At 66.7% G+C, this 4,637-nt stretch carries 2 protein-coding genes; both read right to left on the reverse strand.

Annotated features, from left to right (window positions below; translation table 11 throughout):
* Positions 1 to 59: 59 nt before the first annotated feature.
* A complete protein-coding gene (gene yccS / locus AB4Y84_RS13730) occupies positions 60 to 2,237 on the reverse strand; it encodes a YccS family putative transporter (RefSeq protein ID WP_223496900.1) in 2,178 nt (725 codons plus the stop codon).
* Positions 2,238 to 2,372: 135 nt separating this feature from the next.
* Positions 2,373 to 4,430 carry a TonB-dependent siderophore receptor gene (locus tag AB4Y84_RS13735; protein WP_442244475.1) on the reverse strand — a complete coding sequence of 686 codons (2,058 nt, stop codon included), beginning with the start codon at positions 4,428 to 4,430 and terminating at the stop codon, positions 2,373 to 2,375.
* Positions 4,431 to 4,637 lie beyond the last annotated feature (207 nt).

Genomic DNA, 4,637 nt, shown 5'->3' on the forward strand with positions numbered 1-4,637 from the left:
ATCCACGCCATGCGTGGATGCGCTCCAGTAGATCCACGCCATGCGTGGATGCGGTCCGCTCAAGCCAAGCCGCGCACCGCGCCATTCGCTGCCGCTCTGACCTTCGGCAACATCCGCAGCACCAGCGCCATCTGCGTGCGGATCAACTGCAGTTTCGGCGGCATCGTCTCATCGAGCTGCTCCAGTTCCGCGGCCACCGCACGATCGGCGTCGTTGTCTTCCTCTGACACCGGCTGCTGTGCCGTCAATGCCGATGCCAGCTGCTGCAGCGCTTTACGCACCCGCTCGCCGGCGGCCAGCGCGAGTGGATCGCCCGCGTAGCTGTCAACCTGGTCGCGGTGCGCACCCAGCGCCGATAGATGCCCGAGCAGGGTGTTGGACAACGCCAGGAAGTGGAAACCCGAATCGAGGTTGCGGCGCACGTGGCCCGGTTCGCGCAGCATGTTCGACAATGCGGTGGACAGTGCGGCATCGGCGTTGTGCATGTCGCGGCGGGCGATGCGGTAGGCCAGGTCGTCGCGCATGCCGCTGCGGTACTGGCCCAGCACCGATTCCAGATAACGGGCGGCGGTATCCAGCACCCGCGCCAGCACGCGGTGCAGCTGTCGACCCTGCCAGTCCGGCAGGATCAGGAACGCGGCCGCTGCGGCGATCGCGCACCCCAGGATCGTATCGACCATGCGCGGCACGATCAGCACGAAGCCGTCGCCGATCAGGTTGAAGCAGGTCAGCGCCATCACCGTGATGGCGGCCGAGGCGACCAGATAGCGGTCGGAACGGGTGAAGAAGAACAGCAGTGCCGACAGCAGTGCGATCAGCAGCTGGATCTCCAGCGTTGGGAACAGCTGCAGCAGCGCCCAGGTCAGCACCAGGCCGGCAAGCGTACCGACGATGCGCTGGGCCAGGCGTTGGCGGGTGGCACCGAAGCTGGGCCGGCACACGAACACGATGGTCAGCAGTACCCACGAGCCGTTCTGTGCATTGAACAGATGGATGGCAACGAAACCGGCGATCAGTGCCAGCGCCATGCGCAGGCCATGGCGGAACAGCACCGAGCCGGGGGTGAGCTGCTGGCGCACGCGCACGCCCATTTCGCGCAAGGTGTGCGGGTTGCTGTCGCGCAGGCGGGTGTCGACGTTGTCCAGGCTGGCTTCGGAACGTTCGGCATCGAGCAGGCGGCGCTCGATGCTGCGCAGGTTGTGCACCAGCAGGTCCAGCGAGCCGAGCAGGCGCTGCCACTGCGGCCGTTGCTGGTCGCGCAGGTAGGCCAGGGCATCGGCCAGATCGCGCCCGGCCTGCTGGTTGCTCTCGCCGTAGACGAACGGACGACGCAGCCGGATCGCTTCGCCCAGCCGTGCGCAGGCCTGGCCCTGCAGGTCGAGCAGGCGCTGGCAGCGGTACAGCACGTCGCTGTGGAAGAACGCGTCGACCAGCGCGCCGTACGGGTAATGCGAGGAGCTGGCGCGCTCATGGAAATCCTGTGCCATGTAGTACAGGCGCAGGTACAGGCCGGAGTTGACGCCGGGCCGTCCGGAGCGGCCAAAGCGCGCCAGGATCGCTGTCTTCGCCTCGTTCAGCGCGCCGACCACGCGGCGGTTCTGCTCGGCCAGGTCGAGCTGGCGGCGCTGCAGGTCCGCCTCGCGCACGGGTTCGAACAGCGCGGCCTTGAGCTGCAGGTAACGGCCCAGTTCCACGTACAGGCGGGCCACGCGCTCGCGCACCGGCCGGTTGGCGAACAACGTGGTCCACAGGATCGACAGCAGCCCGTACCAGACTGCACCTGCCAGCAGGTGGCTGACCGCATCCAGCGCACTGTGCAGGTCATGGGCACCATGCTGTTCCAGGCCGATCATGGTGTAGATGGCCAGCGTGACGGTCGCCTGGGCGATGGACGCGTAGCGCTCGCCCAGTGCACCGAGCAGTGTCAGGCCGAACGTGGACAGCGCCAGGGCCGCGATGAATATCCACGGCCAGGGGAACAGCCAGATCACCGAGGCCGCCGCCAGGCAGAAGCACAACAGCGACAGCAGCACGGCCTTGGTCCGGCCCCACCAGTTGTCATCGGTCTCGGCAATCGCACTGGCGATGATGCCGAGGAACACGCCGGGCAGCGCGGTCAGCGCATCCAGGTGCCAGCACACGGCCAGGGCCGCTGTCAGGGCAATGAACACCCGCAGGCCATAGCTGGCCTTCTCGTGGGCCCACAGGCGGCTGAGGCGGGATTCGCGTGCGGACATGCAGGCTCGGCGAAAGGATCGGCCACCATTATTACGGGCCACGCGTGAAATCCGGTAGCGCCGCGCCATGCGCGGCGAGCACGCAGCGCGGCGTGGCATGCAGCCGCCGGCATGGCCCGGCGCTACCGAGACCCGTTACATGTCGAACCGAACGCTCAGCGCGAAGGTGCGCGGCAGGCCGACGCCGGCATTGGACCAGTACCTGCGGTTGGCCAGGTTCTCCACGCTGGCACGCAGGGTCACCGGATGGCCGGAGGCCAGCAGGCGGTAACCGACGCCGGCGTTGACGAGGGTGTAGTCGGGCAGCTTCAGGGTGTTGTCGGCGTCGTACCAGACATCGCCGTAGTAGCGCACGGCGGCATAGGTCTCCAGCCCTTCCACCCACGGCAGCTGGTAGGTGGCGTGCAGCACGCCGCTCCAGCGCGCAGCACCGACGGTACGGTTGCCTTCCTGCGCCGCGCTGCCCGGTGACAGCTTGTCGTAGGTCGGGTCCAGCCAGGTCACGCCACCACCCACGGTCAGCGCATCGGTCAGGTGCAGGTCGGCGCTGGCTTCGACGCCTTCGTACAGGGTGATGCCATCCTGCACCAGGCGCTTGCCTGCATCGGTCAGCTGATCGATGTTGGCGCCACGCTCCAGGCGGAACGCAGCGACGTTCGCGTTCCAGCGATTCGCTTCCACCTTGGCGCCGATCTCGTACTGCTTGCTGATGGTGGGGTCGAGCACATCGCCGGCATTGATGTAGCTGTTGCCTACGCGGCTGCCTGCTTCCAGCGACTCGATGTAGCTGGCATACAGGGTGACGGCCTCGCTGGGCTTGAACATGACCGCGTAGGTCGGGGTGACCGGATAGGTGTGGTAGGCGCCCTTGGTCTCGAAGTCGTTGTAGCGCCAACCGGCCAGCACCGACCAGCCATGGCCGAGATCGACGGTATCGCTGACGAACACCGCCTGCTGCACGGTCTCGTCACCGCGGGTCATCACCCGTGAACCCACCGCGTCGTGACGGATGCCATGGCGCTGGTAGAGGTTGGCGCGGCCGATCAGGCTGAACTCGTAGGGACGGTCCCAGCCCAGCCCGGTCTGGTGGCTGACACCGGCCACCAGCTGGTGCTGCAGTGGGCCGGTACCGAAGCGGCCCTGTACCAGTGCCTGCGCCAGCTTCCACTCGCTCTTGCCGCCGAGCTCATAGACGTTGACGGCGTAGTCGCCGTTGGTATCGTCGATGTAGGCGAAGATCTTGTTGACGTCATTCCAAGAAGTGGTGACGCCATAGCTCAGGCTGGCCTTCCAGTCGCTGTTGATCTGCCAGTTCAGCGCGGTGGACAGCAGGCTGGAGCGGGTGTCGTAGTAGGTGCCGGGCACGCTGTTGTCGACATCGCCGGCGATCGGCCGCAGCAGTGACGTCAGGCCACGGAAGTAGTACTGCGGTGATTCCTCGCGCAGGTCGCGCGACTGGAACACGCCGTCGAAGGTCCAGGTGAGCGCATCGCTCAGTCGCGCGTCCAGCGACAGTGCACCGACCTTGCGATCGACATGGCCACCGTTGAAGGTTTCGCCCTTTTCCTGGTATGCGTTGAAGCGGTAGCCGAACATCTGCTCGTTGCCGAAGCGGCCGCCGACGTCGATGCCGCCGCTGACGATGCCCTGTTCGCGCCAGCCGAGCTGGGCGGAGAAGGTCGGTACGTCGGTCGGTTTCTTGGTGATGTAGTTGACGATGCCGCCCGGCGCGCCGAAGCCGTACAGGAAACCTCCCGGACCCTTCAGCAGGTCGACCTGTTCCATCACTTCCAGCGGCCATTCGGTGCCCCAGGACGAGACCTGCAGACCGTTGACCCGGTAGCTGTCGAAATTCAGGTCGATGCCACGGTTGCGGATCGGCGAGCTCCAGCCACTGGCATAGGCGCTGACCTGGGTGGTGACCGAGGGGTCGAGCAGGAAGGCTTCGCCCAGCGACACGACCTGTCGCTGTTCGATCTGCTCACGGCCGACGGCGGTGATCGCGAACGGGGTATCACGCAGCGCGCGATCGCCGAGGGCGCCAGCCTCGGTATGGGTACGCTCGGCGATGACCTTGACCGCGTCCAGATCGGTGGCGCTGCGGGATTCGGCCGGGGCTTCGGCGTGTGCAGTGCAGGCGGCGGACAGCGCGACGGCCAGTACGGCCAGGCGGGGGGAGCGAATCGGCAACATCGATGGAGATCCTCGGCGGGCGGCCACGGGCCATCCGCCCATGCAGGGGGGAAAGGTCGGTGGCTGGGATCACGCAGGCATGCCGGGGACGGCAGCGGGGCGCCGCAAGGGGGCGCAGGACCATGGCTGGATGAGAATTGTTCTCTTTTCGTTACAGCGCGTCAAATGCCATCGGCGTGCGGACCAACGGTCCGCACCCACCAGGGC

This window comes from Stenotrophomonas sp. 2YAF22 (assembly GCF_052114665.1).
GTDB classification, from domain to species: domain Bacteria; phylum Pseudomonadota; class Gammaproteobacteria; order Xanthomonadales; family Xanthomonadaceae; genus Stenotrophomonas; species Stenotrophomonas indicatrix.